The 26,253-nt window shown below is 47.8% G+C and carries 24 protein-coding genes and 1 pseudogene; 16 read left to right on the plus strand and 9 right to left on the minus strand.

Features of this window, described 5'->3' with window-relative positions; genetic code table 11:
* Positions 1-217 precede the first annotated feature (217 nt).
* Entirely contained in the window at positions 218-388 is a 171-nt protein-coding gene (locus tag ACJJIQ_RS06255; protein WP_445364045.1) for a hypothetical protein, read from the minus strand.
* A 143-nt stretch (positions 389-531) separates the two neighbouring features.
* Between ACJJIQ_RS06255 and ACJJIQ_RS06260 the strand changes: the two are divergent.
* Together ACJJIQ_RS06260 and ACJJIQ_RS06265 are read left to right on the plus strand one after the other, a co-directional pair.
* Positions 532-1,565 (plus strand): annotated as a pseudogene (locus ACJJIQ_RS06260) (aconitase family protein); the annotation flags it as partial.
* A gap of 222 nt (positions 1,566-1,787) precedes the next feature.
* On the plus strand, positions 1,788-2,366 hold the full coding sequence (locus ACJJIQ_RS06265) for a hypothetical protein (protein WP_445364796.1): 579 nt from the start codon (positions 1,788-1,790) through the stop codon (positions 2,364-2,366).
* A 111-nt stretch (positions 2,367-2,477) separates the two neighbouring features.
* Here the strand turns inward: ACJJIQ_RS06265 and ACJJIQ_RS06270 are convergent, their stop codons facing one another.
* Positions 2,478-3,491: an ELM1/GtrOC1 family putative glycosyltransferase gene (locus ACJJIQ_RS06270; protein WP_445364046.1), complete on the minus strand. Its 1,014-nt coding sequence runs from the start codon at positions 3,489-3,491 to the stop codon at positions 2,478-2,480.
* 565 nt (positions 3,492-4,056) lie between these two features.
* On the opposite strand from ACJJIQ_RS06270, the gene ACJJIQ_RS06275 reads away from it, so the two are divergent.
* From ACJJIQ_RS06275 to ACJJIQ_RS06290, 4 genes are all read left to right on the plus strand, one after another.
* Positions 4,057-5,007 (plus strand): IS5 family transposase, encoded by a 951-nt coding sequence (locus ACJJIQ_RS06275; protein ID WP_445364047.1) that lies wholly within the window; start codon positions 4,057-4,059, stop codon positions 5,005-5,007.
* A gap of 365 nt (positions 5,008-5,372) precedes the next feature.
* A complete protein-coding gene (locus ACJJIQ_RS06280) occupies positions 5,373-5,780 on the plus strand; it encodes a hypothetical protein (RefSeq protein ID WP_445364048.1) in 408 nt (135 codons plus the stop codon).
* 1 nt (position 5,781) lies between these two features.
* On the plus strand, positions 5,782-6,570 hold the full coding sequence (locus ACJJIQ_RS06285; protein ID WP_445364049.1) for an Imm49 family immunity protein: 789 nt from the start codon (positions 5,782-5,784) through the stop codon (positions 6,568-6,570).
* A gap of 2,110 nt (positions 6,571-8,680) precedes the next feature.
* Positions 8,681-9,424: a sporulation protein gene (locus tag ACJJIQ_RS06290; RefSeq protein ID WP_445364050.1), complete on the plus strand. Its 744-nt coding sequence runs from the start codon at positions 8,681-8,683 to the stop codon at positions 9,422-9,424.
* A gap of 294 nt (positions 9,425-9,718) precedes the next feature.
* Here the strand turns inward: ACJJIQ_RS06290 and ACJJIQ_RS06295 are convergent, their stop codons facing one another.
* Positions 9,719-10,078, minus strand: coding sequence for a winged helix-turn-helix transcriptional regulator (locus ACJJIQ_RS06295; RefSeq protein ID WP_444913539.1), 360 nt, complete (start codon positions 10,076-10,078; stop codon positions 9,719-9,721).
* Positions 10,079-10,188: 110 nt separating this feature from the next.
* Here ACJJIQ_RS06295 and ACJJIQ_RS06300 point away from each other — a divergent pair, with 110 nt between their 5' ends.
* Complete coding sequence (locus ACJJIQ_RS06300; protein WP_444912850.1) at positions 10,189-10,599, plus strand: GFA family protein; 411 nt, start codon at positions 10,189-10,191, stop codon at positions 10,597-10,599.
* Between the two features lie 413 nt (positions 10,600-11,012).
* Here ACJJIQ_RS06300 and ACJJIQ_RS06305 read toward each other — a convergent pair whose 3' ends face one another.
* Positions 11,013-11,342: a winged helix-turn-helix transcriptional regulator gene (locus tag ACJJIQ_RS06305; RefSeq protein WP_445364051.1), complete on the minus strand. Its 330-nt coding sequence runs from the start codon at positions 11,340-11,342 to the stop codon at positions 11,013-11,015.
* Positions 11,343-11,423: 81 nt separating this feature from the next.
* Here ACJJIQ_RS06305 and ACJJIQ_RS06310 point away from each other — a divergent pair, with 81 nt between their 5' ends.
* Both ACJJIQ_RS06310 and ACJJIQ_RS06315 read left to right on the plus strand, forming a co-directional pair.
* On the plus strand, positions 11,424-11,729 hold the full coding sequence (locus ACJJIQ_RS06310) for a YciI family protein (protein ID WP_445364052.1): 306 nt from the start codon (positions 11,424-11,426) through the stop codon (positions 11,727-11,729).
* 381 nt (positions 11,730-12,110) lie between these two features.
* Positions 12,111-12,404 carry a YciI family protein gene (locus ACJJIQ_RS06315; RefSeq protein WP_444905529.1) on the plus strand — a complete coding sequence of 98 codons (294 nt, stop codon included), beginning with the start codon at positions 12,111-12,113 and terminating at the stop codon, positions 12,402-12,404.
* Positions 12,405-12,458: 54 nt separating this feature from the next.
* Here ACJJIQ_RS06315 and ACJJIQ_RS06320 read toward each other — a convergent pair whose 3' ends face one another.
* On the minus strand, positions 12,459-13,193 hold the full coding sequence (locus ACJJIQ_RS06320; RefSeq protein ID WP_444897575.1) for an SDR family oxidoreductase: 735 nt from the start codon (positions 13,191-13,193) through the stop codon (positions 12,459-12,461).
* 108 nt (positions 13,194-13,301) lie between these two features.
* On the opposite strand from ACJJIQ_RS06320, the gene ACJJIQ_RS06325 reads away from it, so the two are divergent.
* Positions 13,302-13,904 (plus strand): TetR/AcrR family transcriptional regulator, encoded by a 603-nt coding sequence (locus tag ACJJIQ_RS06325; protein ID WP_444905528.1) that lies wholly within the window; start codon positions 13,302-13,304, stop codon positions 13,902-13,904.
* A 49-nt stretch (positions 13,905-13,953) separates the two neighbouring features.
* Here ACJJIQ_RS06325 and ACJJIQ_RS06330 read toward each other — a convergent pair whose 3' ends face one another.
* Together ACJJIQ_RS06330 and ACJJIQ_RS06335 are read right to left on the minus strand one after the other, a co-directional pair.
* A complete protein-coding gene (locus ACJJIQ_RS06330; RefSeq protein WP_444897573.1) occupies positions 13,954-14,502 on the minus strand; it encodes a DUF934 domain-containing protein in 549 nt (182 codons plus the stop codon).
* Positions 14,486-16,147 (minus strand): nitrite/sulfite reductase, encoded by a 1,662-nt coding sequence (locus tag ACJJIQ_RS06335; protein ID WP_445364053.1) that lies wholly within the window; start codon positions 16,145-16,147, stop codon positions 14,486-14,488. Before ACJJIQ_RS06335 ends, ACJJIQ_RS06330 begins: the two co-directional genes overlap by 17 nt.
* 430 nt (positions 16,148-16,577) lie before the next feature.
* On the opposite strand from ACJJIQ_RS06335, the gene ACJJIQ_RS06340 reads away from it, so the two are divergent.
* Positions 16,578-17,390 (plus strand): carbon-nitrogen hydrolase family protein, encoded by an 813-nt coding sequence (locus ACJJIQ_RS06340; RefSeq protein ID WP_444912854.1) that lies wholly within the window; start codon positions 16,578-16,580, stop codon positions 17,388-17,390.
* 351 nt (positions 17,391-17,741) lie between these two features.
* Here ACJJIQ_RS06340 and ACJJIQ_RS06345 read toward each other — a convergent pair whose 3' ends face one another.
* Both ACJJIQ_RS06345 and metH read right to left on the minus strand, forming a co-directional pair.
* A complete protein-coding gene (locus ACJJIQ_RS06345; RefSeq protein ID WP_413665506.1) occupies positions 17,742-17,960 on the minus strand; it encodes a DUF2970 domain-containing protein in 219 nt (72 codons plus the stop codon).
* A gap of 4 nt (positions 17,961-17,964) precedes the next feature.
* A complete protein-coding gene (metH, locus tag ACJJIQ_RS06350) occupies positions 17,965-21,660 on the minus strand; it encodes a methionine synthase (RefSeq protein ID WP_445364054.1) in 3,696 nt (1,231 codons plus the stop codon).
* Positions 21,661-21,880: 220 nt separating this feature from the next.
* On the opposite strand from metH, the gene ACJJIQ_RS06355 reads away from it, so the two are divergent.
* From ACJJIQ_RS06355 to ACJJIQ_RS06375, 5 genes are all read left to right on the plus strand, one after another.
* Entirely contained in the window at positions 21,881-22,471 is a 591-nt protein-coding gene (locus tag ACJJIQ_RS06355; RefSeq protein WP_445364055.1) for a TetR/AcrR family transcriptional regulator, read from the plus strand.
* 118 nt (positions 22,472-22,589) lie between these two features.
* Complete coding sequence (curA, locus tag ACJJIQ_RS06360) at positions 22,590-23,621, plus strand: NADPH-dependent curcumin/dihydrocurcumin reductase (protein ID WP_445364056.1); 1,032 nt, start codon at positions 22,590-22,592, stop codon at positions 23,619-23,621.
* Positions 23,622-23,654: 33 nt separating this feature from the next.
* On the plus strand, positions 23,655-24,335 hold the full coding sequence (locus ACJJIQ_RS06365; protein WP_445364057.1) for a type 1 glutamine amidotransferase domain-containing protein: 681 nt from the start codon (positions 23,655-23,657) through the stop codon (positions 24,333-24,335).
* Between the two features lie 108 nt (positions 24,336-24,443).
* Positions 24,444-25,034, plus strand: a complete 591-nt coding sequence (gene nfuA / locus ACJJIQ_RS06370; protein WP_282933143.1) for a Fe-S biogenesis protein NfuA — start codon at positions 24,444-24,446, stop codon at positions 25,032-25,034.
* A gap of 256 nt (positions 25,035-25,290) precedes the next feature.
* Positions 25,291-26,163, plus strand: coding sequence for a patatin-like phospholipase family protein (locus ACJJIQ_RS06375; protein WP_445364058.1), 873 nt, complete (start codon positions 25,291-25,293; stop codon positions 26,161-26,163).
* Positions 26,164-26,253 lie beyond the last annotated feature (90 nt).

A 26,253-nucleotide genomic window follows, 5' to 3' on the forward strand; every position in this document is an offset into this window, starting at 1 on the left:
AATATATTTAATTATTCTAATGGATATTTATTTATACTAATACGTTATTTCTAGTTATGTCGATAACGAAAACAGAATTGCTAGGCCAATAAGTTGTCTAGGTGGGTAAGTATTAGAGTTCGTTAGTGTAACTTAATGACAGGCCTAAACGTAGCTAGAAAGTTAATTGAAAGTCATTTGGTCAAAGGGAATATGGCTCCCCAAAGTGTTATCGAGCTTAAAATTGACCAAGGGAGCCTCTGAATAACTCCGTAATGCCTCTGCGGGTCTTGAAGGCTGCAGATGTTAGGCGCAGCTCGCCGCGAATGGCCGTAGCCCTTGGCAAGAGCTGCAACGCAGCAGCTGTGGCCTTCAAGGCCCGCCCTTCGGGGCTTGCAGAGCGATTCACACTCCGCGTTGCGACTTCTTGAAAGGTCTAGACATTCCTGCGAAGCCGCGCCTTGATTGTGAACCGCTCTGCATGCCAGAGGTATCATGGAGTTATTCAGAGGCTCCCAAGTCCTCAGCGAGGATGCTACCGGCACGTTAGTGATGTTGGAGCTTGAAGCTTTGGGGGCGAGGCAGGTGAAAGCAGAAATATGCGCTCAGTATGTGGATCACAATGTATTGAGGGCAGACCATAAGAATGGTGATGACCACGTGTTCCTGCAAAGTTCCTGTCGAAACTACGGGATATGGTACTCGCGACCAGGAAATGGTATTAGTCATCCTGTCCATATGGCTTGTTTTGGTATCCCCGGTAAAACCCTTTTAGGTGGGGATAGCCACTCATGTGCTGCTGGCTCGTTAGGTATGTTAGGAATAGGAGCCGGAGGAATTGAGGTTGCACTTGCAATGATGGGATTTCCGCTTTCTCTGGTAATGCCAACTATTTTGGGGGTGCGTTTAGAGGGGAGCTACAGCCATGGGTAAGCGCTAAAGATGTTATTTTGGAGCTTGTACGTAGATATACATTGAGAGGTTGCTGGAACAAGATTGTTGAATATCACGGCCCTGGATTGGCAAACCTTACAGCAATGGATCGTCACGTAATCGCCAATATGGGGCAGGAAATGGGGGCCGTAACAAGTGTCTTTCCTGCTGATGATCAAGTGAGGCTTTTCTTGCGGCAGCAGTCGCGCGAGAACGACTTTGTCGAGTTGCTTGCCGATAAGGATGCAACCTATGATGAGGTTGCAACTTTAGATCTATCGAAAATTGAACCAATGATCGCTTGCCCCTCGCGGCCGGATAAGGTTGTTAAAGTTCGTGAAGTTGAGGGTAGGCCAGTTTCTCAGAGCTATATCGGCTCTTCGGCTAACCCTGGGTTGCGTGATTTTTCTATTCCCGCCCGGATGGTAAATGGTCTCTTTGTACCGCACGAGATTTCTTTAGATATTAATCCCGCGTCGCGCCAACTACTTCATGAGCTGACTCATAATGGTGACCTTGAAAAACTGCTTGGTGCAGGGGCTTACTTGCATGAAACCGGCTGTGGTGGCTGTATCGGTATGGGGCAAGCCCCAGCTAGCGGGCACAATAGTCTTAGAACTGTGCCGAGAAATTTCCCTGGGCGTTCGGGAACTAAAGAAGATAGCGTCTATTTATGCAGCCCAGAGACTGCGACGGCCAGCGCCCTGAAAGGAAAAATAACTGACCCCAGAAATTTAGACATGGATTATCCGGTATTTGAAGAGCCTGAACATCTAATGGATATGCGATCACTATTGGAGCCACCGCAGGAAATACCAGTGAAAGTTGAGGTGAGAAAGGGCCCCAACATCAAGCCTTTGCCAGTTCTGGAAAAAATGTTAAGTGTGATCGAAGGCCCAGCTCTTTTAAAGCTGGAGGATAATGTCTCAACCGATGATATTATTCCCGGAGGTGCGGATGCTTTGCCTTATTGGTCAAATGTCCCAGAGTTAAGCCGCTTTGCTTTTTCAAATGTAGATGAATCTTTTTATCAGCGGGCTTTGAGCACCAAGGAGGATATATTTCTTATTGCCGGCAACAGTTTAGGTCATGGGTCGAGCCGGGAGCATGCCTCAATTACACTGCGATACTTGGGAGTGCGCTGCGTCATAGCCAAAAGTGTAGCTGGACTCTATCGCAAGAATCTTATTGACCACGGAATTCTCATTTTAACATTTTGTAATCCAAGCGATTTTGACGCCTTTAGTAAAGATGATCAACTTCAATTTTATGATCTCTCAAGCTGTACAGGGGGTAACAAGATGCTAGAGCTGAGAAATGTGACTAAAGGTATTAAGATTTGGTTGGAAAATGACCTTTCTCAAGAAGAAATTGAAATAATTAAATTTGGAGGCCGCATCAACTATATTAAGGGGTTGTTGAGAAGGTCTCTGGAAGATATGGGCTCATTTTAACAGTATACTGGATATTGTGGGGTTGGCTCTCCACTAAAGGTTTTTATATCAATAGATCTTTGTGTTAAAGTCCCTGTCGTCATGATGGTCAATTTAAGGGGTTGAGATCGCTCACCTACCATTGCTGCTGATGTCAAGCGCAGAGATAATTTCATCGTATCTTGCTTTAGAATGGTATCCATAATCTAAGTTGAAATCTTTTGATAGAGAATCATTAAAGGTCTTGGCCAGTTCGAAAATCTCCATCCTCTTTATATAAGTTTCACTGTAAAGTTTCTCAATGAGAGTTTTGTGGGCTCCGTAGATGTTATTCTCTTGGGGGACTAAAGTATATATAGGTTTAGATAGGGCAAGGGCCTCAGAAATCATTGATGAACTGTCTTCGGTTATAAAGACAGCTTCACTTGCACCGAGTATTTCTTCGAGGCTGGCATTGGGGGCCTCATAATCTAGCAGGTTGAAGCATGTATCAAATGGCATGTTGCTTTCAATTAGCTCAGCCACATATTTAGGGGTTCTTCTTGAGGTGCTAATTAGCCATGAAATATTTTGATAGATCGCTATCTTTTTTAGCTCTTCTATCAAGTCTGTATAATCCTTCCGTGTGTATTTATAGCCGCTTCCATTGCCTCCGATAAGTAAAGTATAAAAGGGTTTGTGGTGTTTCTTCTTTAAGTTGTCGCCCAATGCTTCGCATAAATTTACATCTATGCGGCTAAATGGAAGGTATTGCCTAGATTTCTTAATGTCCTCTTTGGTAGATAGGGTTAGAGAGAAGTCGGTTTTCCTGAAGCTGTAAATATTTCCTATGGCAATATTCATGCATTGTGTTTTTTGGGTTAGTGCAACGTTCGCAGCAACGCTATTCCCACCAAAGGAAATAATTAGATCTGGTTTTCTTTTGAAGGAGGGGTTTCTGTGAAAGAGCATGATAAATTTGTGTGCGTTTCTGGCGAGATGTCGAGTCAATAGTCTTATTGGTTTATTTAGGGCCTTTAAAACTGGTTTACTGGTGGTGATTTCATAAGAATATTTGCCCTTGGAGTGGCGGGAGAGTAGCTGGTATAGCCCCAGAGAAGGACTGAGATGGCCCGGTTTTCCATCGTAAATAATTAAAATGTGCATAACCCTGCTTAATGGTTTGAGAAATGTTTCTAGGGGGCTCTAAGTGAATAGGAGTACCCTAAATTGATTATTCTCAATTTTCTGTAGATGGAGTTTCTATACGTAGTGGCTGAGATGGAGAGTCTCAATTTGCAGATTTAAACTTACAATCTACCTTTGGTTTGTTATCGACTTCTGATGCTGCAGATAGTGGTCTAGCCCTTGCAGCATGATGTAGGTGTGAGAAGGTGTGATTTTGAAATTATTTCTGATCATATTTTTACTTCTTCGGTATAAATAGGGCTCAGATACTATGGTACTGCTGGAATTTTCTTAACAACAGTTAGGATCTTGCCGATATTCCAACGAAAAATGACACATTCAGAAAAAGTAAGTGGCCTTATTCAAGCATTGAATTTTTTACTGTTGGGGGAAATATGTAATAAAAATATCTCTTTTTAATCAGGCAAGCTCTCCCTGAGCCTGGTAGAGGTAGGTATGGGTGTTATCAATTATTTATGGAACCTCTGAATAATTCCGAGCCAGTTTGGTAGTATTCAGTTATCCGTCAAGACTACGATAGATTATGCACCAAGTCACCTTTGCCGAAGCAGAATATAAGCTAAAGCGCCGTATAACTCGCCGAGAGAAGTTTCTTTCTCAGATGGATACTCTCATTCCATGGCTGCGGCTAGAGACTCGAATTGAACCTTATTATCCACAAGGTAAGCGTGGCCGACAGCCATATCCATTGAGTGTCATGCTCCGTGTTCATTGCATGCAGCTATTTTATAATCTCAGTGATCCCGCTATGGAGGATGCACTATATGAAATTGAATCCATGCGTAGTTTTGCTGGATTGACTTTGAGCGGCCCAATTCCCGATGAAACAACGATTCTTAACTTTCGCCACTTATTGGAGCTCAATCAGCTTGGTGCAGCGCTTTTTGATGAAATCAACAAGCATCTTGCTGAGAATGGCATGGTACTGCGTGAAGGCACGATTGTAGATGCCACTATTATCTCTGCGCCAACTTCAACTAAGAATAAAAAGAAAGAACGTGATCCAGAAATGCATCAAACAAAGAAAGGCAATCAGTGGCACTTTGGAATGAAGATGCATATCGGGGTTGATGATGTGCTCGGAGTAATACATAGCGTAGATACAACAGCAGCGAATTCGCATGATGTCACAGCCACAGAGCGAGTCCTCCATGGGGAGGAAGGAAGAGTCTGGGGTGACTCTGGGTACATTGGTGCGGAGAAGCGTGAAGAGTTGAAGGAGCGGGAGGTGGATTGGTACATAGCAATGAAGCCGAGCAAGCTAAAAACTCTTCCAGGGCGTGATGCACTCCGTAAGGCGGAAAAGATCAAGGCACAGATAAGAGCGAAGGTTGAGCACCCCTTTCGCTACATTAAACGGGTATTTGGTTATGACAAGGTCCGCTATCGGGGACTGTTAAAAAATACTGAGCGGCTGTGCTTGTTAGCAGGCTTTATCAACTTACTAATAGGGAGAAAATACTTGGCCACCTAGGGGTGGTGCGTCTGAAATCCCCCTACCGGGGATTTTAGGTAAAAAATTAGGGAGCTATTACGTGAAAATTAAGCATTTTTGCGTAGAAAAGTGAATTTTTCAAGCAGTTCAGCTTAATTCTAGAAAAATGCTTCGTTGATCAGAGGGTCCCTAGTATTCCCAAGGGTCAAGAAGACCTCAATACTCGCACCTTTAAAACCAAGTTAGCGGAACCTAATAGGATAGAGTCTGCCACCGCAGTCGCATTAACTGACAGCAGAAGCCGTCAAGAAGCATTAGGGAAACTGGGGTTAGAAGATGCCAAAGAGCGATTAAAGATAACCGATCACCCCGATTACATTGAACGCTATCATGGCCCTGACGGAATGGGCCATGATGAACATAACAAGCTGGTTGAATTGGAAGCAAAGGGCAACAATAAAAATACGACGCAAGTATCAGAAAACGTTAATGGTGATAAACAAGGTTCGTCTAGAAAAAACCGTAAACGGGCTGAAGATATGCAAAGAAAAAGAAAAAAAATAAATCAACTCAGTAATCGTCAAGGTGGGGTTTATACCGAAAGTGAAATCAAACTATGGAAAGATATTTATGAAAAAGAAGGAAGGAAACGACACATATCAACCCATACCAATACGGAAACAGGCGATGTGAAAGTCCTTGAGCGTGACAATCAAGGAAAAATCTCATCAACATTAGACGAATTTACAATCGATGATTTCAATGAAAAAAAAGAAATTATCGACAACCACTTTATCAAAAAAGGTAAGTAACATGGCTAACGATAAGGCTGAGATAGTAAAAGAAAATCTTGAAATGATGAGAGAAGCTATTTTAGAAAGAGATGAAAGGTTTAAAGGCTCTTTTTATCAAGATGAAGATATACCAAGCGAATATTATTATTGCAGCCAAGGTGAAAGTTACACAGCTTTAGGGAATTGTTATTCGTTATTAGAAAAAAAAGACAAAGCCATTGCGAGTTATAAAATGGCTGCAAAATTAAGAACAGTGCCTTACCACATGAGCTTTAACCCCGATTTCAAAGAATTTAAAGGAGAGGAAAGTGTTGAAGATGGTGTAAATGAAAGATATAGCATCGAACTGATTAACTTATTAATTATTATAAATGATGATAGTCTAACAAAGCACATTATACCTTTTCTATTAACGACAGAATCAGATAAAAAAGCCGCTAGAAAATGTATTCTTAACTATTCCGATGCCTTAAGGTTCTTTGTGATGGGGGAGCCAGACAAGGCCGATCAGCTACTGATCTCTAATCTTGATGACTTCACTAAAAAGCCCCCAAAAGGGGTCAATCTTTTTACTAATTATTTTAGTTTAAGCACTGCATTATGGGGGATCGTTAAAGGCGACCAAGCAACTTTTAATCAAGGGATTGAAAAGCAGTTAGACCTCTATCAAAAGGTCGCGAAAGGGGAAAATAAAGACACCTCAGAAGAGTTTATTTGTTTACATGCATTAGCCCTTACCAAGCTTGCTATCAAGCACGGTCTTAAGCAAGAAATTACCGATCCATTTATTCCGCAAATACTCATTTAACATTCATTTTTTAGCGTTCATCCAAAGCGTTCACATCAAGAGCAAAAGTGACCGTTTTTGATGCCGCCGTCCACTCTAGGTTACACTCTCGTGTCAACCTAGAGTGGACGGCTCATCTGGCTTTGCGGAAAATCACGCACGGAAATTCGGTATCGATGAGGTGAACGCAAAAAAAAGCCCCTAAAAAAGAGGCTGTTCGCTGAAGTTGGGATATAACCTAGAGTGAACAATTAACACCCTTAGAGCCTAGTTGATTAACGCCCGTTTTCCTCCCCAATTTGAATACACCAAGCGACTTGAATTTATCGCGCTATAGGAATCTCTTTTAACAGCTACTCGCTTTTCGCCATTTTCTTATATAACGGCTACTCGTTTCGTTTTTGACGGCAGTCAATTGACCTCGTAGAGCAGGATGAGTGTTGAGAACGAAGTGCGAATAAGCTTAAAAAGTGAATAGGACACCCCGTTTACGGTGGTAGGCCTACTTCACCTATCCTGCCTGTTCAATCTCTTTTAACGAACTTAAAATGAAATTAAAAACTACTTTAATAATACTTAAAATATAATTAAAAAAAGATTGGCTATTCCTACCCCCTTTCAGTCTACAAATGAACCCGTGCAACCCGTTAAGAATGCCAAAGTCGCGAGCGACGTTACGCAGTAACTTTGGGGTTCAACGGGGGGGATGCAATATGGACTTTCTGAGGCACGAAGAATTAGCCCATACAGACCCCGTTGCACCCCATCAAACAGGCGATAAAATCGCGCACAAAGTGCCTGTTTTTATTTTAAAATCTAGGTGAAAGGTTAGGTAAAACCCATGTTGTTTTTTTAACGACTTCAAAAAATGTGAAAGTCACACTCAATGCATTGATATACAAGCTTTTATTGCAATAACCATAGATTGAAAGTTTAACGGATGTACAAAAAGTAATGTAAGTCTTTGATTTATATTATCAATTTAGGTAAAAGTATAATTTTAAATTTGTAGGGTGTTTCTTGTTCTGTTTGAGCGTTTCTTTACCTGTACTTTGATAACGTTACAGAATCAAAAGTAACAAATAAAAACCAAACCACTTCGCGCTATTGAATAGACTTCGCTAATTCAAAATCCCTCAGCGGCTCAAATTTCAATTTTAAATATCAAAGTCATGCAATGGGGTGTTTTTTTGATAAAAGTCGCTTAAATCGCCATTTTGCCCCCTTAAAATGCGTTTTCGAACGCAGTGAGAGCATGGGAGCGGAGCGAAACCAAAACGCAGCGCGTTTTTTCTTGTCGAGATGCCGCTTGTTAAACCGCATTCAGTGCGTCACACAGCTCCCTGCTAATGAAATTTCCCCCTCATCCTGCCTGACATGCTTTTAAATTCGTTTTGGTCTTAGAGAGCCTCTCAGGGGTGTAGCCGAAATGCCGTTAGCGGGTTGTGCTGTTGTGCTCGCCCCTGCCACCGGCAGGCAATGGCGAGGCATTTTTGCTTGTGTCTTTTGATGTTGCTTTTGGGGGATGCCGGAAACGAGCGAAGCGAGGGGAAGGGCTGGCGGGGGTGAAACCCCCAAGAAGGGTTATCACTCGAAAATTTCAAAATGACTGAGTTATCCACAGATTTTTTTTATTTTTAATTTTTTATTTTTATATCTTTCTTGTTTTTTAAGATCTTTCTTGTTTTTAGCACCTCTGGAGGCCTTGGTATGACTGGGGTTCAAGAGTTAAGGGTGAGAGGATTCGCAGTTCAAGAGGGTTTTAAGGTGAGAGGATTCGCAGTTCAATCCACTGGCTTTAGGTTAGAGAGTTGATTAACACACTCACCTATGCTAAAAATTATACATCTCTAGTAAAAGGACTAAGGAGCCTCTGAATAACTCCGTGATACCTCTGGCTTTCAGAGCGGTTCACAATCAAGGCGCGGCTTTGCAGGAATGTCTAGACCTTTCAAGAAGTCGCAACGCGGAGTGTGAATCGCTCTGCAAGCCCCGAAGGGCGGGCCTTGAAGGCCGCATCTGCTGCGTTGCAGCTCTTGCAAAGGGCTACGGCCATTCGCGGCGAGCTGCGCCTAACATCTGCAGCCTTCAAGACTCGCAGAGGCATTACGGAGTTATTCAGAGGCTCCCTATGTTTCAAAAACTCAAAGCGTCAATAGGTATTGGTGCAGCTAAAGTTGATACAGTTCTACAAAACTCTGAGCAAGTTCAGGGTGGAATCATTGAAGGGGCTATCCATATCATTGGTGGTGATATCGACCAGCAGGTGGATGCTATAAGTTTAAAGCTCTGCACCGAGATCAAGGTGGAGACCGATGAAGGGGTAAGCCATGAGCGTTTTGTACTGAATGAATTACAGGTACAGGACCCTTTCACTATTGGCGCTGGAGAGAGCCGGGAAGTTCCTTTTCAGTTGGCGTTGCATGAAGAGACGCCAGTTACTGTTTTAAACACCCGTAGAAATAAAAGCTATGTGTGGCTGGAAACTTCCCTGGATATTGATTTTGCGCTGGATCCGAAAGACAGGGATCCCTTGCGGATAAGACCTTTACCCGTTGTAGAGAAGGTACTTTCCATGATCGAGGAAAGTGGCTTTAAAATGGTAAAAGCGGATGTTGAAAAGGGGCATTTGCGTGGAAGCAATTTTGTCTCCCTGTCTGGATGCTACCAGGAGATAGAGTTTAAGAGTAGTGGCTTGTTGAATTCAAAAGAGATTGAACTCTCCTTTATCGTTGATGGTGAACAGGTGCACTGTTTGGCTGAAATTGATCGCAGATTTGGTCTGCGGGGCGATGAATATCATTCGTTTTCATTAGCACATGATGCGAGTGATAATGAGGTTGTCGCAGCGGTTCAGTCTATTTTGTCTCTATAGTTGAGCTGATCCATAGAGTCTGGCGGCACTGAGCTGCCGGGCCCTTAGGGGCAAAAGTGTTCCAGTAAAAAAGTATATTCTTAGTATCAACTGCCGCCAGGTTCGTTAGTGATTCAGGAGGGTTTCTTAATGAGATTGGGGGGGGCATAACAGGCAAAGTCAATATCATAAGCTTCTGGCCATTTATGGAGAGCAATTTCGGAGTAAAAATGCATAAAAGTTGCTGTTATTGCTAAATTTTCAGCTTAGCTTTGTCCTGCGGAATTGTTGCGCTTCTGGCCCCGAATCAAAGGGTTAGGTTTCCATAAACCACTTCGGGGGAATCCATGAGCCTTCAAAATATGTATTTCCCCATTTGGCGATTGCCTGAAGAATCGGTAAGACATCCTTGCCTTTCTGTGTTAGCAGGTACTTATATCGCTTAGGCTTTGATTGATATTGTTCCCTCACCAACATTCCCTCTGCTTCTAGCATTTTTAATCTTTCTGCGAGTCTATTGGTTGGTATTTTCTCTGGTGAGTCAGCTAGCTCGCTATAGGTCTCTTTACCACACAGTAAGTCTCTTAGAATAACTAATGTCCATTTATCGCCGAATACGTCCAGTCCGTTCACGATAGGGCATCCGGAACGCATAAATTGATTATCAGGACTCATGCTCACACTCTTACTGCCAGAAAATGAAATACTAGCCTAGCTACTTGCGAAATTGAAGTTATTGATTTAGGCTAAGGTTACTTCAACTTCGTAAGTAACGGGAGAAATCTATGTCCAAAATATCTGGAGAATGCCTGTGCGGTTATATTAGTTATTCTTGTTCCGAAGAGCCGGTAATGGCGGGGCATTGCCAATGTACAGATTGTCAGAAAATTAGTGGGGCTGGACACATCGCTAACATTGCTATTCCTCGCGGAAGCTTAGCCATTAGTGGCGATCTTGCATTTCATGAGAAGCAGACAGATAGCGGCAATACAGTAAGGAGAGGTTTTTGCCCTCGCTGCGGTTCGCATATTTATGCGGAAAATAGCGGTATGCCGCAGTTTGAATTTATCCGCGCTGGAAGTCTTCATGACCTGGAGCAATTCAACCCGACAATGGTGGTATATGCTGGTAGTGGTGCATCTTGGGACTATATGGACCCGGAATTACAAAAATTTGAAAAAATGCCAGAAATGTGACCTTAACAATCAAAAGTAGGGGGTGCAGCGCATAGCTGTTTTTGGGTTAAGGAAACTTCTGAAAATCACATTTCTCTCAATTTATCTCCCTGCAATCCCCATGACTCGCTACTTACGGGCACAAAAAGGTAACTCATAAGGGTGCCCTTAAGAGCAGTGGTTTGGTGACTTCTAAAGAGATTGACCCCTCCTTTACCCTTGATGGTTAGCAGGTGCATTGTTTGGCAGAATTATTCGTAGATTTGATTTGCGCGGCGATTAATATTATTCGTTTTCGCTAGCGCGTGATGCGAGTGATAATGAGACTGCCCCATCGGTTCAGCCCATTTTGTCGCGATAGTTGGCCTGCCTCTAAGAACCCAGCGGCATCTAGGCTGCAAAGCTCTTGGGTTTTGGCTTTTACAGAGTGTCTATTAGGCCTTGAGGGATTCCTCCCAGTTATTAGCCCATTCCCTCAGCGGATCAAGGGTTTCCATTAACGAAACCCCCAGATCTGTCAGTTGATATCCATTCGTACACTTATTAATCAATTTAGCTTCGCTCAACTGTTTGATTCTTGTATTTAGTACCGAAGGGGACATGGCATCACACTGGGCTTGGAGTTCCCTGAAGCTCCGGGGTGTGTTCCTCAGTTCCCACAGTATTCTCATATTCCATTTTCGCCCGAGCAGATCGAATACAGCCATAATGGCTATGCCGCTAGTCGAGCCTCTGACAGTTTTTTTCGGTAGAGGAGTTATCATGGTTCTTGCGCTTCTAAATTAGTAGCGTTACAGTTGCTACGAAATCAGTAGCAATCTTATAGTGTTTTTAGAGAAGAGGGAATGGGTATGTTTTTAGTGGATATGCATTTTAAGGATATGAAAAAGCTAACCCCAGAACTGACTGCGGAGCATAGGCTTTATCTGGAAGGAGAGTACAAGTCTGGAAGTTTACTCTTTGGAGGAAGGAAAAATCCCAGGACTGGAGGGGTTATTGTTTCTCGCCACAACAGTGAAGAAGCATTGCGGAGAGTGCTTGATGAGGACCCTTTTATAAAAAGTGGAGTGGCAGTTTATTCGCTAACCGAATTTGAGCCTGTTATGGCCTCTGAACAGTTTTTACACCTTCTAAAGATGAGTTCGCATTAACAGTCTAAAGAGTGAGCTCAAAGAGGGAGTGCCATCGCATTAATCCCCAAATGTTTTGAGGGGAGTTTGGTATGTGGCTTTGAGGGGGATACCATAGCCTGGAAGGCAGATGAAGTTCTTCAGGCCACATGTAACTTGATTAATCTGAAGTATCGTCTATTTAGCACTTTTGCCTAAAGAAAGGTACGTGATGGCACCATTAAATTAAATGATGCCCGATCATCAATCTCCGATGGTTTCCATTTAAACTACTGCTTGGGGATTATCCTCTACCGCCAAGATGAAAAGATTAGCTATCTATTAGTTTGGTGGAGGTTATTTCTGCAAGCTTAAAGTGGTGTAAAGAGTTGATATATAGCCCCTAAGGAGGGGGGAGACGTTATGTTTTTAGTGAACTTGAATTTCCCGGATATTAAAAAACTGACCCCAGAGTTAATGGCGGAGCATGTGAGCTACCTGGAGGGACACTATAAATCGGGAGACCTGCTTTTTGGCGGGGCGAAAGAGCCTAGAACTGGCGCGATAATTATTTCACGTCATCCCTCCAAGGAGGTGCTGCGAAAGGTTCTGGAAGAAGACCCTTTCACAAAACATGGGGCGTCGACTTTTACGATCACTGAGTTTGTACCCGTTATGGCTTCAGAGGAATTTTCCAGCCTCTTGAAAGAACCCTAGATCGGGTTCCTTCGAGGCTTGTGTTACTTCTTACTCAGACAATCTTCGGCCGTGTTATTCGCTAAGGTCTGCGGTGATCACCGAATCAGAGAAGCTCTGATAAGCGGCTTCAAAAGTCTGCGACATGGCATCCGGGAAGAGGTGAAAATCCCCATTTTTTAGCGCGCCAACAATTTCCTCAGCTACTGCACTGGGGGATTCTCCGTCCTCCAGTCCAGCCTGTTTGGCCATATCTGTTTTGATGGGGCCGGGGTGAACACTCAATACTTGTACGCCTCGCTCCTGCAGCGTTTCTCGAAGTGCCTGGGTAATTGCGTAGCTGGCGGCTTTGGATGCGGAATAGGTGCTAACGTGTGGGAAGGTACGCAAGGATACTACTGAATTCATTTGTACCAGGGCGCCTTTGCTCTTTTCCAAATGGGGGGTGAATGCTTTGGCTACACGGACAAGCCCAAAGGTATTCACTTCCAGTTCCTGCTTAAGTGAGTCCTCTACATGGTCGCTTAGCGGGTCTGCGGGCGCAAGTACCCCGGCATTGTTCACCAGAATATCCAATTCCTGAATCGCCTTTGCCGCCGCCCCTACACTTTGGGCTTTTGCCACATCGAGTTCCAATGTGATGACTTTGTCGCCATATTTTTCTGTCAGCTCTGTCGTTGTTTCTGGGTTACGCACGGCCAGATAGACTTTTTTTGCGCCACCGTCGAGAAAGCGCTCGACAATTGCCTTGCCAATTCCGCGGTTTGCTCCAGTTACAAGGGCAGTTTTTCCTTCGATTGAAATGCTCAATTCCGTTCTCCTGTGAAGGGTTGATCAATATTGTACCGATCGGTAAGGTTTGAGCTAAGTCTTACCGATCGGTACAATATTGTCAAAACAATTTTTGGGAGATTGCCAATGGCGGGTCGCAAGCCGGAGTTTGATAAGGCGCATGCGTTGGAATCAGCAACGAAAGTCTTTTGGAAAAAGGGCTATGTGGGCGCCTCAATGGCTGACCTGACCAAGGCTATGGGGATTAATAAGCCCAGTCTGTATTCTTCCTTTGGCAATAAAGAGAAACTGTTTGTTCTTTCATTGGGGCAATACTTGGATAGATATGCCAAAGATCGTATGCAGTTCCTAACGGAAGAGGGAGTGCCGTTACGGCAGCGATTGCATAGTTATTTGCTGGCTACCGTTAAAGGACAGGCCGGGGAGGGAACCCCGAGGGGTTGTTATCTGGCGTTTGGATTATCGGAAACTGCCGGTGATGCTTTGCCTTCTGATGCCATTGACGCTTTAAAAGCTGCTGACGCAGAAGCGGTAAAGCAACTGGTTGACTTGTTTCGTTTTGATAAAGAGTCCCAGGCTATAGGGCTGGATCGGCGTGCCGAGGAGTGCGCTATGTACCTGATTACCTTGTTGCATGGCACAGCATCGGTATTGCGATCCGGGCGAGAACTCAAGGAGGTGGAACCCTCTTTGGAGTTTGCGCTCAATGGATTGGGGTTGGAGGTGTGATGGAAGTGGAAATTTAGACCTCTGAGTATTCAGAGGTCTAAATTGAGCTTTAGAAGCGGCGACGGAACATGGGCAGCGGTTGGTCTACCCCTGTTTGGTAGCTATCGCCAAAATCGCTCATCGAGTCTTTAAGGCTTGCCAGAGGCTGCTCGCCTTCAAATGCGTAGGCATTGAAGCCGCAGCGTTGTAAATAGGTCAGCTGGTCTCGCATAAACCCGCCTACTGCGCGTAACTCTCCGGTAAAGCTGTAGCGCTCGCGCAGCATGCGTCCGGCGGTAAAGCCTCGACCGTCGGCAAATGCCGGGAAGTGCACGGCAATTACCGGCAATTTGGGAGCTTCTTCCGCAATCTGCTCGGCACCTTCTTCACTGTCCAGCCAAACACCGACTTCGTCACTGCGGGATGACAGCGCATCGCGATGCGCCAGCCACTGTCGCAGTGGCAGGATAATTTTGCCGGAGGGCAGGGTGCTTGGGTCCAACTCCTCTCCCGCTTCCAGTTGGGGTACCAGCTGCCATTCGTTGGTCTTTACTTCGCCATCGATGATCAGTTCTGCGGGGTTGCCCGGCTGTGGGCCCAGTTTAGCTGGCTTTGGCATAAACTCTCTCCTTGAAGGGCTGAAGGCCGATGCGGTTGTAGGTGTCGATAAAGGGCTCTTCCGTTTGGCGTTGCTCGACATAGAGGTCGAGGATTTTGCTGATCACGTCTGGCACTTCAGCGCGGGAGAAACTGGGGCCCAATACTTTGGCCAGGCTGGCCTCGTTGGATGCACTGCCGCCCAGCTGAATTTGGTAGAACTCTTCGCCTTTTTTATCGACGCCGAGGATGCCGATATGTCCCACGTGGTGGTGGCCACAGGCATTCATACAGCCAGAGATATTGAGGTTGAGGTCACCCAGGTCGTACAGGTAGTCCATATCGTCAAAGCGACGCTGGATGGCTTCGGCTACTGGGATGGACTTGGCGTTGGCAAGTGAGCAGTAGTCACCGCCGGGGCAGCAAATCATATCGGTCAGGGTGCCGATATTCGGTGTGGCGAAGCCGTGCTTGCGGGCCTGTTGCCAGAGTTCAAACAGTTTGTCCTGTTCGACGTCTGCGAGTACCACATTCTGGTCGTGAGTTACCCGAGCTTCACCAAAGCTAAAAGTATCGGCGAGATCGGCAATAGCCTCTAATTGGGCATCGGTTACATCACCTGGGGGTACACCAGTGGGTTTGGTGGACAACTTAATCGCGCGATAACCGGGTACCCGGTGCGGGTAGGTGTTGCGTTCAAGCCAGCGGGCAAAGGCTTTGTCGCTGTCGGCTTGGAGTTGCAGTGCAGCTTCAGCAGCTGATCCGTCAAACTCGCGATATTCCGGGGCAGTGAAGAAGGATTTAGCCCAATCCAATGCTTCCTGGGTTAACTTTTCAGCGCCGTCTTTAATGTGTTGCCACTCTTCTTCCACGCGGCGGCCGAACTCTTCTGGGCCGAGGGCCTTGACCAGAATTTTAATGCGCGCTTTGTACTTGTTGTCGCGGCGACCCAGCTGGTTGTAAACGCGGACAATCGCTTCAAGGTAAGAGAGCAGGTCTTCTTCCGGCAGGAAGTCGCGGATGGTCTCGGCAATAACCGGTGTGCGGCCCTGACCGCCACCTACCAATACCTGGAAGCCAATCTCTTCACCGCGCTTGACGATCTGTACACCGATATCGTGTACGCGGATGGCGGCGCGGTCCTGCTCTGAACCACTGACGGCGATCTTGAACTTGCGCGGCAAGAAAGCGAATTCTGGGTGGAATGTAGACCACTGGCGAATCAGCTCGCAGTAGGGGCGCGGGTCGGTAATCTCGTCGAGCGCAATGCCGGCGTAGGGGTCCGAGGTGGTATTTCGGATACAGTTGCCGCTGGTTTGTACCGCGTGCATTTCCACTTCCGCCAGTTCATCGAGAATAGCGGGTACGTCTTCCAGCTGCGGCCAGTTGTACTGGAGGTTCTGGCGCGTAGTGAAGTGGGCGTAGCCTTTGTCGTAGTCGCGGCTTACGCGAGCAAGACGGCGTAACTGGGCACTGTTGAGCAGGCCGTAGGGAACGGCAATACGCAACATGGGGGCCAGTCGCTGAATATAGAGGCCATTTTGCAGGCGCAGCGGCAGGAATTGCTCCTCGCTCAACTCGCCGGCAAGGTAACGTTCCGTTTGGCCGCGGAACTGGGCTACGCGATCGTTGATGATGGCGCGGTCCCGGTCGTCGTATCGATACATAACAGCTTGATTCCATTGCCTTTGTGCGCTGATGGTGGAGAAAGGGGCAGGCCCCGGACGATTCTCCGCTGGCGCATAACATACCAGCGCTCTTATGCAATAAATAACAATATTTTCCGCTATATCTGTAACCAACAGTTATAAGAGACATTTATCAGCATAGTGCTTGTCTGTTGTTGCAGATTCGAGGAGCGTTGGAGTAATGGCTATCTATGCCGTCCTGTCTGTTTTTTAGCCGCAACTTACCTGTTGAGTGTAGCGACTCCACTTCGGGACCTGGCAAATCGACGCTAATTCGGTTTGCTGTGAATTGATACCGCCTGTCAGTTTACTTGTGGTGATATAAATTGCGAATGGTCAGTCACATGTGAGACTGGTCAGTGGCTAAGTCAGTGACTGAATTCCTAAAAAAATATAAGAGGTAAGCGGGATGGCTAAAGATATCCTTGCGGCGATGATTGAGTTTGATGATTCATCAAAGTTTACTGGTGTGAGTAACAGTAATTTCGATGTGTTTGAGGGGGCGTTGGCTCGCGCTAAAGCCATGATGCAAGAGTACTCCGACGATAAATATATCAAGATGTTGGTTGCTCCGGAGTATTACTTTTCAGGGTATGCCTCTAAAGCAAAAACTAATCACATCGACTCTTTAAGCAAGGGCTCCAAGAGTGATATTTATTCCGGCCTGCGCAGAGCTTCCCGTCAGTACCCGAACATTCTGATTGTTGCAGGGACTATTGCTTACACAAAAGGTGGTGGATGTTTTTCTTCAGCATCTTACTTGAGCATTGCTCCCATCCTGGCGGGTGGCAATTTCCTGCTGAAGAAATATAAAGTTGGCAATGATAAGTATCAGACAGATGATGCTTTTTCGACCAAGGCAAGTGACAGTACTTTTTCGTACAAGGGCTTAACTTTTGGCATTGATATTTGTTTGGATCATAACAATAGGATTCTAAAAAACTCGCTGGGTGGTAAAACTGTCGATGTACATATTCTGATTTCCGATGGCTCAAGCCCGAGTCCGGGTTCTCTGGCGACGAACAAGAGTGGTGGTGGAGCCGTGGTGTTTTGCAATATGACGAGTGTTAACAAGGGCAAAGGTGTTAATGGAATTATGTCAGTTTCCCCAAATAAATGGGGCAATCTGAATGTCGATGTTAACAGCCGTACACAGGTTGCTAAGACTGGCCAGGCTCTCACCGGAGGGTTTCATATCGCTCTCTATTCCGGGCAGGCGTAGAGTGGCAGTTGGGTCGGTAAGGTTGTTTGCCGGCCCCGCCTTGCAACTGATGACTTGATTTGCTCTACTTGGGTTGCCGCATCCAGCGGCCCAACTACTTTAAATAACAATAAAGAACAATCGGAGAGATTCGATGAATGATGAAGTAGCTGTAGTTTCTGAAGACGATAATGTAGTGGATGCAATTGCTGCTGTAGCACTGGTCGCAATTTTCGTAGCCACCTGTGTTTTTTGGGTGGCTACGCGCTAGCCCGCCGCTGGCCCGGAGTTGTGTAGTCCCGGGCATTAGCGATAGACATTTCGCTCGGCTTATTTGTGTAGCTGCTAGCTGATGGAAAGCACTCTACGCTCTTAGCCCATATTGCCGAGTACTATTTTCACAATTAGAGCCAATCCGATTACAAATACGGCGGTAAAAACAACGCCGGCAATAACGTACGTCATAATACTGCCGCTTTGAAAATCCCTTTCGCGGTTTTTATCACTCTGCACGCCAATTGCGGCGGCCAGGGTACTGACTACCACCTGGCCGAAATTGGGCTTTTTCGCTTTCTTATTATTATCTTCCACAGGCTCACTCCTCGAGGTTGGGACGTAGCCAGCGCTCCAATTCCGGTTCGCTGACCCCTTTTCGTTTAGCCAGGCTTTGCAGCTGATCCCTGCCGATCTTGCCCACATTGAAGTACTTTGCCTGGGGGTGGGCGAAGTACCAACCGCTCACCGCAGCTGCGGGCATCATGGCAAAGTGCTCGGTAAGGCTGACGCCTGCATTTTGCTCCGCTTGTAGCAATTTGAACAGGGTAGCTTTTTCCGAATGATCGGGACAGGCGGGATAGCCCGGGGCTGGGCGGATGCCCTGGTAGGCTTCCTTGATCAGCTCCTCATTGCTGAGGGTTTCGTCTTCGGCATAGCCCCAATATTCTTTTCGCACCAAACGGTGCAGTGTCTCAGCAAAGGACTCTGCCATACGGTCTGCCAGGGCCTTTACCATAATGGCGTTGTAATCGTCGTGCTTGGCTTCGTAGGTGTCTGCTAACTCGTCTGCGCCGATGCCAGTGGTAACCGCGAAGCCGCCCACATAGTCTATTTGGCCGGACTCAAGCGGCGCGACGAAATCTGCCAGGGAGCGGCAAAGGCCATCACCACCGCGTTTCTGTACCTGCTGGCGCATATGGTGAAGGCGAGCCAGCTCCTCACTGCGGCTTTCATCCTTGTAGACGATGATATCGTCGCCGACGCTATTGGCTGGCCATAGGCCGAATACGGCCCGTGCGCGCAATAGCTTTTTATCGATAATCTCGTTCAACATACGCTGGGCGTTGTCGTAGAGATCGGTAGCGGCTTCTCCCACAATTTCGTCTTCAAGGATTGCCGGGAATTTACCCGCCAAATCCCAGGAAATAAAGAAAGGCGTCCAGTCCATAGTGTCGAGCAGTTTCTCCAGAGGGAAATCGTCGATCACGGTAAGGCCCAGCTTGTTGGGTCGTGCTGGCTGGTAGTTTTTCCAATCAAATTCTGGGGCAGTATCCCGCGCTTCCTCGTAGGTTAAGCGGGTGTCATTGCTCTTGCGGTTGGCGGTGCGGGTGCGCACCTTGTCATACTCGGCCTGGATTTTTTCCACAAAGGCTGGGCGCAGCTCATTGGAAATCAGGCTGCTGGCCACGCCTACGGCGCGGGATGCATCGGCTACATACACCACCTGGTTGCGGTGGAATTGAGGATCAATTTTTACGGCGGTATGGGCTTTGGAGGTGGTGGCTCCGCCGATCAACAATGGGATATCGAACCCCTGGCGCTCCATCTCGGCGGCTACGTGAACCATTTCATCCAGGGACGGGGTGATCAGGCCGGACAGGCCGATAATGTCACACTCCTTTTCCTTTGCAGTTTGCAAAATGGTTTCCGCTGGCACCATCACGCCGAGGTCGATTACTTCATAGTTGTTGCAGGCCAGCACCACGCCCACAATATTTTTGCCGATATCGTGTACATCCCCTTTAACAGTGGCCATCAGGATACGGCCGTTGGAGCGGCTGTCTTCGGTTTTTTCCGCTTCAATATAGGGTTGCAGGTAGGCTACCGCCTGTTTCATAACCCGGGCGGATTTCACTACCTGGGGCAAGAACATTTTCCCTTCGCCAAACAGGTCGCCGACGATATTCATACCGTCCATCAGTGGACCTTCGATCACATCCAGTGGGCGTGAGGAACTTGCTCGGGCCTCTTCGGTATCTTCCTCGATATAGTTGTTAATGCCTTTCACAAGGGAGTGTGCCAAGCGTTCCTTCACGGGCAATTTGCGCCAGCTCAGGTCCTCTTTGCGCGCGGCCCCACCGCCATCCCCTTGGTATTTGGGGGCAATGTCCAATAGGGCTTCAGTGGCATCCGGGCTGCGGTTGAGGATCACATCCTCAACTTTTTCCCGCACCTCCTCTGGGAGTTCGTCGTAAACCGCCAACTGCCCGGCGTTCACGATACCCATATTCAGGCCGGCTTTAATAGCGTGAAACAGGAATACTGAATGAATGGCTTCACGTACTGGATTGTTGCCCCGGAAAGAGAAGGAAACATTGGAGACGCCGCCACTGATCTGGGCACCGGGCAGGTTTGCGCGAATCCAGTGGCACGCCTCGATAAAGTCCACCGCGTAATTATTGTGTTCCTCAATACCGGTGGCGACAGCAAAAATATTCGGGTCGAAAATAATATCGGTGGGATCGAAGCCGACTTCATCGACCAGCACATCGTAGCTGCGCTTACAGATCTCAATTTTGCGCTCGAAAGTATCCGCCTGGCCATCTTCATCAAAAGCCATCACCACCACAGCCGCACCGTAGCGCAGGCACAGTTGAGCCTTTTCGATAAACTCCTCTTTGCCTTCCTTGAGGCTGATAGAGTTCACAATGGGCTTGCCTTGGATGCATTGCAGGCCGGCCTCGATCACTTCCCACTTGGAGGAGTCCACCATAAATGGCACCTTGGCGATATCCGGTTCGGTAGCGGCAAGGTTGAGGAAGCGGCGCATAGCGGCGAGTGCATCCAGCATCGCCTCATCCATATTGAAGTCGATTACCTGCGCGCCATCTTCCACCTGTGCGGCAGCCACTTGCAGGGCGGTGTCGTAGTCCTCTTCAAGTATCAAGCGCTTAAATCGGGCGGAGCCAGTGACGTTGCAACGCTCGCCCACATTGACGAATAGGGCGTTTTCATCGGCGACAAATGGCTCCAGTCCGGACAGGCGCAGAGCAGGTTTTATTTCCGGCTGCTGTCGTGGGGGTATATCGGCCACTGCATCGGCAATTGCACGAATATGATCGGGGGTGGTGCCACAACAGCCGCCGAGGATATTAATAAATCCGCTGCGGGCAAATTCCGCTACGATTGCGGCGGTCTGCTCAGGGGTTTCGTCGTATTCGCCAAACTCATTGGGCAATCCCGCGTTGGGGTGGGCGGAGACATTAGAGGTGCAGGCGCCCGATAAGGCTTCCACATAAGGGCGCAATTCGGTGGCGCCCAGGGCACAGTTAAGCCCCACAGAAATTGGCTTTGCGTGGGCAACGGAATAGTAAAAAGCTTCGGTCGTTTGGCCGGAAAGGGTGCGGCCGGAGGCATCGGTAATGGTGCCGGAAATCATAATTGGCAGTTCGAAACCCAGCTCCTCAAAGAGCTGCTGCATGGCATAGATAGCGGCCTTGGCATTGAGGGTGTCAAAAATGGTTTCGATTAAGATCAGGTCGCTGCCGCCTTCGACCAAAGCGCGGCCCGCTTCTACATAGTTTTCTACCAGTTCATCGAAAGTGACATTGCGTGCCCCTGGATCATTGACGTCTGGTGAAATACTGGCGGTGCGGGAAGTGGGGCCGATGACCCCGGCTACCCAGCGCGGGCGCTCTGGGGTAGAGAGTGCATCTGCTGCACGGCGCGCGATCTCTGCGGAGGCCCGGTTGATCTCTACCACCAGGTGTTCCATATCGTAATCAGATTGGGACAGCTGGGTCGCGTTAAAAGTATTGGTTTCGATAATGTCCGCGCCCGCCTCAAGGTACTCCCGGTGAATCTTTTCGATCAGCTCCGGGCGGGTCAGGCTGAGCAGGTCGTTATTGCCTTTCAAGTCGCGAGGGAAGTCGGCGAAGCGCTCACCCCGGTAATCGGCCTCTTCCAGCTTCTCCCTCTGGATCATCGTCCCCATAGCGCCATCGAGGATCAGGATACGCTGCGCAAGCGCGGCATTAATTTGCTCGAGACGTTGGTCGCGGGACTGCTGGGACATTTACCAATCCTTATATTGTCGATCTTTTGCCGATGGTGGGAATGGCGCCAATCTTAGCACAGTCACGCCCACTCACCGGCTGCGACTTACGCCTTTTTGGTTGTTCCACCACAATAACAGAGCAGTTTTGAATAAAGTTGAGCAATTTATAGATACTTCACAGCGCCTAATCACTATAAATCCCTAGACGACCGGTCTAGTTTTGCGTAGAGTGATAGGCATGAAAAGCAGCTATGAAGATACTCGCCAACATTTGTTGGATACCGGTTACACCGTGATGGCCGTAAAAGGTTTCTCCGGTGTAGGTTTGAGTGAAATTCTCAAAACCGCCGGTGTGCCAAAGGGATCCTTTTATCACTACTTTAAGTCCAAGGAGCAATTTGGCGAGGCTCTGCTGGAAGATTATTTTTGCAGCTACCTGGAACAGATGGACGTTGGCTTTTCCTCCCGGGATCAATCTGCCGCCGATAATTTATTGGCCTATTTTGATGCTTGGCAGAAGAGTAGTGGGGAGCGTTACGATGCACACCGCTGCCTGGTGGTTAAGCTTAGCGCTGAGGTGGCAGACCTGTCTGAATCGATGCGGGTTATCCTCAGAGATGGGACTGAGCATATTATTCAGAAGCTCCAGAATTGTATCGAGCTGGCAGGGGAAGACGGTTCTCTACCAGACACCCTCAATGCCCGCGCCACCGCAGCTTCCCTGTACCAGCTGTGGCTGGGAGCCAGCCTGTTGGCCAAGCTAAACCGCAACGATACGCCAATGGCAGAGGCGATGCTGGCGACCCAGGAGATACTGGGAAAACACTAAGTTTTTACTGAGCCCGCGAGGGGAAAACCGTTGCGGGTATTTTTATGGCGCCTTTCTAGACGACCGGTCTAATTTGGCGACTTTGACTTCCGTTTTATGAAGTTATGGAGAATAGAGAATGCAATCGAGCGATATAAACCGCCGCCTGGTATTGGCATCCCGCCCTGAAGGTGCCCCGACGATAGATAACTTCCGCCTGGAGCATGCCCCTGTGGTCAAGCCGGAGGTCGGCGAGGTGCTGTTGCGCACAGTATTCCTATCGCTCGATCCCTATATGAGGGGGCGAATGAGTGATGCGAAGTCCTACGCAGAGCCTGTTTCACTGGGAGAGGCCATGGTTGGAGGGACGGTGAGCCGTGTGGTTGAGTCCCGATTGAATGGCTTCGAGGAGGGGGATTGGATACTCGGTTATAGCGGCTGGCAGGACTACGCCATTTCTGATGGTACCGGGTTGATTAACTTGGGTAAAAATCCGGATTACCCCTCCTTCTCCCTGGGAGTGCTGGGTATGCCGGGAATCACTGCCTACTTTGGCTTGCTGGAAATTGGGGAGCCAAAAGAAGGGGAGACTCTGGTAGTTGCAGCTGCTACCGGTCCTGTAGGGGCAACGGTTGGACAAATCGGCAAGTTGCAAGGGTGCCGGGTAATCGGTGTTGCTGGAGGTGAGGAAAAGTGTCGCTATGCGGTAGAGGAGTTGGGCTTCGACCTGTGCCTGGATCACCGCGCCGAAGATTTTGCCGATCAATTGGCTGCAGCTTGCCCTGACGGTATCGATATCTATTTTGAAAGCGTTGGTGGCAAGGTCTTTGATGCGGTGCAACCGCTATTAAATGATTTTGCGCGGATTCCTGTATGTGGGCTTATCTCTCAGTACAACGCAACCTCATTGCCGCAAGGCCCGGATCGCACCAGTTTGTTAATGCGGGATGTACTGACCAAACGCTTGAAAATCCAAGGCTTTATTATTTTCGATTACTACGAACGTTTTCATGAAGCGGTACGTACATTAAGCCAGTGGGTTGCGGAAGGCAGTATTAAATATCTTGAGGATATGGTCGAAGGGTTGGAAGAAACACCCAATGCCTTTATCGGGCTTCTGGAAGGAAAGAACTTCGGCAAGTTAGTAGTGCGCATAGGAAATGATGATTGAAGCAAAGCTGACAAAGTTTATAAGGATAGAAATATGAAAATACTGATGGTTCTGACTTCCCACGATGAACTGGGGAATACCGGTCAGAAAACGGGGTTTTGGCTGGAGGAGTTTGCCGCACCTTACTACACCTTCAAGGACGCCGGTGCTGAAGTGACCCTGACCTCTCCAAAAGGCGGGCAGCCGCCTCTCGATCCCAAGAGTGATGAGCCAGATTTTCAGACAGAGGCGACTCATCGCTTTCAGGCCGACGCCGATGCTCAGCAGGTTCTGGCCAATACCCACAAATTGGCTGATATGAATGAGTCTGATTTTGATGCAGTCTTTTATCCCGGTGGTCATGGTCCCTTGTGGGATCTTGCGGAAGACCCGGTCTCAATTGCACTGATTGAGAACTTTTTTGCCGCAGACAAGCCGATCGGTGCTGTGTGCCATGCTCCAGGCATTTTCCGTCATACCCGCCGCCAGGATGGCGCTTACCTGGTGTCGGGAAAAGGTGTGACTGGATTTGCCAACTCGGAAGAGGCTGCGGTTGAACTGGTGGATGTCGTGCCTTTCCTGGTTGAGGATATGCTCAAGAGTAATGGTGGAAACTACTCCAAAAGTGGTGATTGGGCACCCTACGTAGTGGTAGACGGCAAACTGGTAACTGGTCAAAATCCGGCCTCTTCAGAGGAAACCGCCCAGACTCTTATGGGATTTATCCCCACCTAGGAGAGTGGTGAGGCCGGTCGGTCGAAAGGGTTCCAACTGACCGGTTTCCCTTGAGTCTTTCTGAGAGTAGAATACCCGACAAAGAAGCTTGGTTATTTGAGAGCCTATATGTCTGATTTGAATGTCACTATTACTGAACCCGCTCAGGAATACCTGAAAGAGCTGTTGGCCAAACAGGACTGTGAGGGAATTGCCATTCGCATGTTTGTTTCCAGTCCCGGCACACCTAACGCCGAGACTTGTATCGCCTACTGCCGCCCGGGAGAGGAGGAAGAAGGTGATGTGATGTTGGAAATGAACGGTCTCAAAGCTTACTTTGAAGGGCGCAGCGTTCCCTATCTGGATGATGCTCGGGTCGATTACTCTTCGGACAAGATGGGCGGGCAGCTGACGATTCGCGCGCCCAACTCCCGTATGCCGAAAATTACCGACGACAGCCCTATCCAGGACCGTATCAACTATGTTTTGTACAACGAGGTTAATCCGGGCCTGGCAGCTCACGGTGGCCAGGTAAGCCTGGTAGAAGTGACCGAGGATATGTTTGCTGTGTTGAAGTTTGGTGGCGGCTGCCAGGGCTGTGGCATGGTTGATATGACTTTGAAGGAAGGCGTGGAAAAGACTCTCAAAGAGAAAATCCCCGAATTAGCTGGCGTGAAAGATATTACTGACCACACCGACAAGTCCCAGGCCTACTACTGAGTTCCTGAGACCATTCTGGGTCGGCCAAGTGGCTCAAAAGAAAAAGGCGAACCTTGTGTTCGCCTTTTTTATTGCTGTGAACCTCTCAGGTTAGATCCCGCGTAAGCCTCCCTACGAACTACTCCCACACTGTATATATTTGAAATATTCCTCGGTGCTTTTGAGGCGCTGGGGCAATGTAAAGTGCCGGTGCAGCGATCCAGTGATTGGTCATGCTAGGGATTGCTTGTGCGCCAACTCCAGGGAAGAACAATCTATGTTTGACCAAGTGGTGTTTGCCGGTGGCGGCGTGCGCTGTACCTGGCAGATCGGCTTTTGGGAGTCGGTTGCAAAGGAAATTGATCTGGCACCCAGGGTGGTCAGTGCAGTATCCGCTGGCGCCCTGGTCGCCAGCCTGGTTCTGATGGACAGGTCACTCGACGGAGTGGATTACTTCGTTTCGGCATTTAAATCCAATGGGAAAAATATCCATTGGGGTAATATGTTTCGCAAAGATCCTGTATTCCCACACTATACAATTTATCGCCGAGCATTAAGCGATTTATTTTCTGGGGGCTTTGATCAACTTAGGGAAGCCGCAGACCTACGTATTGGAGTCAGTACTTCGCCGAAATGGCTGCCTGGTCCGATCGCGTTAATGATTGGAGCAGCAATTGATTACTCTGATACTTATATTTTCCCGAACCTTCACCCCACTACTGCACTTAAATTGGGCTTCCGCCAATCTTTTTATAAAGTTCGTCACTGTTCAGATCCGTCCCAGTTAGAGAAGCTGATTATTACTTCATCCTGCACACCACCTCTGACTCCGCGTCTGAAGCAGGGCGGTGCAGAGGTATTGGATGGAGGGGTTGTAGATAGTGTGCCTATTGGTGGGCTGGATACCGCTGAAGGACGGGTGCTTATTTTGCTAACCCGACGTTTCCCACAGCTGCCGGACCGTTTTACGGTACAAAAATTTAACCAGGAATGGACATATGTTCAGCCCTCTGGACATGTTCCACTTAATGTTTGGGATTTTGCCAGTCCGGAAGAGGTGAAAGATACTTTCCGTATGGGGATTGCAGATGGCCGTGCATTTTTAGCGGCACTGAGTGGCGAAGGGCGGTTACTTGAGAGTCCTCCCTGATGTGACTGGGGATATCTTGAATTACTGATTGGAAGGTTACGATCTTAAAGTTACTCATAGGTTTGCACTGAGTGTTGAGATAAAGACACC

The sequence above is a fragment of the Microbulbifer maximicatervae (SeqCode) genome (genome assembly GCF_052468295.1).